The organism is Ralstonia sp. RL (genome assembly GCF_001683835.1).
Taxonomy (GTDB): domain Bacteria; phylum Pseudomonadota; class Gammaproteobacteria; order Burkholderiales; family Burkholderiaceae; genus Ralstonia; species Ralstonia mannitolilytica.
On the sequence record NZ_LWRX01000050.1, the window covers coordinates 1 to 2,837 of the forward strand.

Here is a 2,837-nt window from a genome sequence, read left to right on the forward strand (position 1 = left end):
CGGCGGCAGCGAGCAGGCGGAGTCGCCCGAATGCACGCCGGCCTGCTCGATGTGTTCCATCACGCCGCCGATGAAGGTGCGCTGGCCGTCGGACAGGCAGTCGACGTCGACCTCGATGGCGTCGTTCAGGAAGCGGTCGAGCAGCACCGGCGAATCGTTCGACACCTTCACCGCTTCGCGCATGTAGCGCTCCAGGTCGCGCTGCTCATGCACGATTTCCATCGCGCGCCCGCCCAGCACGTAGGACGGGCGCACCACCAGCGGATAGCCGATTTCCTGCGCCAGCGCGAGCGCCTCTTCCTCGGTGCGCGCGGTGCGGTTCGGCGGCTGGCGCAGACCGAGATCGTGCAGCAGCTTCTGGAAACGCTCGCGGTCTTCCGCAGCGTCGATCATGTCGGGCGAGGTGCCGATGATCGGCACGCCGTTCGCCTCCAGATCCAGCGCCAGCTTCAGCGGCGTCTGGCCGCCGTACTGCACGATCACGCCGTGCGGTTTTTCCTTGTCGACGATTTCCAGCACGTCTTCCAGCGTCAGCGGCTCGAAGTACAGGCGGTCGGAAGTATCGTAGTCGGTCGACACGGTTTCCGGATTGCAGTTGACCATGATGGTCTCATAGCCGTCTTCGCGCATCGCCAATGCGGCATGCACGCAGCAGTAGTCGAATTCGATGCCCTGGCCGATGCGGTTGGGACCGCCGCCCAGCACCATGATCTTCTTGTTGCCGGTCGGCTGGGACTCGCACTCCTCATCGTAGGTGGAGTACATGTAGGCGGTCTTGGTCGCGAACTCGGCGGCGCAGGTGTCGACCCGTTTGTAGACCGGGCGCACGTTCAGCTCGCGGCGACGCTCGCGCACTTCCTTGTCTGTGGTCTTCAGCAGCTTGGCCAGGCGGCGATCGGCGAAGCCCTTCTGCTTCAGCTTGAACAGCGTCGCGCGGTCGAGCTCTTCGAGCTTCTGCTTTTCCAGCCACAGTTCGATGTCGACGATTTCCTTGATCTGCACCAGGAACCATGGGTCGATGTGGGTGAGCTGATGCACTTCTTCCAGCGAGAAGCCTTGCGCGAAGGCGTCGCCCACATACCAGATGCGTTCCGGACCGGGCTCGCCGAGCTGCTCTTCGATGGTTTCGCGGTCGGTGGTCTTTTCGTTCATGCCGTCGACGCCGACTTCCAGGCCGCGCAGCGCTTTCTGGAACGATTCCTGGAAGGTGCGGCCGATCGCCATCACCTCGCCCACCGATTTCATCTGGGTGGTCAGGTGGCTGTCGGCCTGCGGGAATTTCTCGAACGCGAAACGCGGCACCTTGGTCACCACATAGTCGATCGAGGGCTCGAACGACGCCGGGGTGGCGCCGCCGGTGATCTCGTTGCGCAGTTCATCGAGCGTGAAGCCCACCGCCAGCTTCGCGGCGACCTTCGCGATCGGGAAACCGGTGGCCTTCGACGCCAGCGCGGAAGAGCGCGACACGCGCGGGTTCATCTCGATGACGATCATGCGCCCGTCCTGCGGATTGACCGCGAACTGCACGTTGGAACCGCCGGTGTCGACGCCGATCTCGCGCAGCACCGCCAGCGACGCATTGCGCATGATCTGGTATTCCTTGTCGGTCAGCGTCTGCGCGGGCGCCACCGTGATCGAGTCGCCGGTGTGCACGCCCATCGGATCGAGGTTTTCGATCGAACAGACGATGATGCAGTTGTCCTTCTTGTCGCGCACCACTTCCATCTCGAACTCTTTCCAGCCGATCAGGGATTCCTCGATCAGCAGTTCGGAGGTCGGCGACGCTTCCAGGCCGCGCTTGCAGATGGTTTCGAATTCTTCCGGGTTGTAGGCGATGCCGCCGCCGGTGCCGCCCATGGTGAACGACGGACGGATGATGACCGGGAAGCCGATTTCCTTCTGCACCGCCCACGCCTCGTCCATCGAGTGCGCAATGCCTGAACGCGCGGAACCGAGGCCGATCTTGGTCATCGCCTCCTTGAACTTCTGGCGGTCTTCCGCTTTGTCGATCGCTTCCGGCGTGGCGCCGATCAGTTCGCACTTGTACTTTTCCAGCACGCCGTTGCGGTGCAGATCGAGCGCGCAGTTGAGCGCGGTCTGGCCACCCATGGTCGGCAGGATCGCGTCCGGACGCTCCTTGGCGATGATGCGTTCCACCACCTGCCAGGTGATCGGCTCGATGTAGGTGACATCGGCCATTTCCGGGTCGGTCATGATGGTCGCCGGATTGCTGTTGACCAGGATGACCTTGTAGCCTTCCTGACGCAGCGCCTTGCATGCCTGCGCGCCGGAATAGTCGAATTCGCACGCCTGGCCGATGATGATCGGGCCGGCGCCAATGATCAGGATGCTTTGAATGTCTGTGCGCTTAGGCATTTTTGTGTTTCTCCATCATCGCCCGGGTCATAAGCCCGATAAAGCGATCGAACAGGGGGGCGATGTCATGCGGACCGGGCGAGGCTTCCGGATGCCCCTGGAAGCAGAAGGCCGGCTTGTCGGTGAGCTCGAAGCCTTGCAGCGAGCCGTCGAACAGCGATACGTGGGTGACGCGGCAGTTGTCGGGCAGCGTCGCCTGGTCCACCGCGAAACCGTGGTTCTGCGAGGTGATCATCACCTGCTTGGTGGCGAGGTCCTGCACCGGATGGTTCGCGCCATGGTGGCCGAACTTCATCTTGAGCGTCTTGGCGCCGACCGCCAGGCCCATGATCTGATGACCCAGACAGATGCCGAAGGTCGGGATGCCGCGCGCGATGAATTCCCTGGTCGCCGCGATCGCGTAGTCACACGGCTCCGGGTCGCCCGGGCCGTTGGACAGGAAAATGCCGTCCGGGTTGAGC

The 2,837-nt window shown here is 63.2% G+C and carries 2 protein-coding genes; both read right to left on the reverse strand.

Annotated features, from left to right (window positions below; translation table 11 throughout):
• A partial coding sequence (gene carB, locus A6M56_RS05180; protein ID WP_286757852.1) for a carbamoyl-phosphate synthase large subunit occupies positions 1–2,376 on the reverse strand: 2,376 nt, incomplete at its 3' end.
• Positions 2,369–2,837 (reverse strand): glutamine amidotransferase-related protein (locus tag A6M56_RS05185; RefSeq protein WP_286757853.1); only part of this gene is annotated, 469 nt, incomplete at its 5' end. The genes carB and A6M56_RS05185, both read right to left, overlap by 8 nt.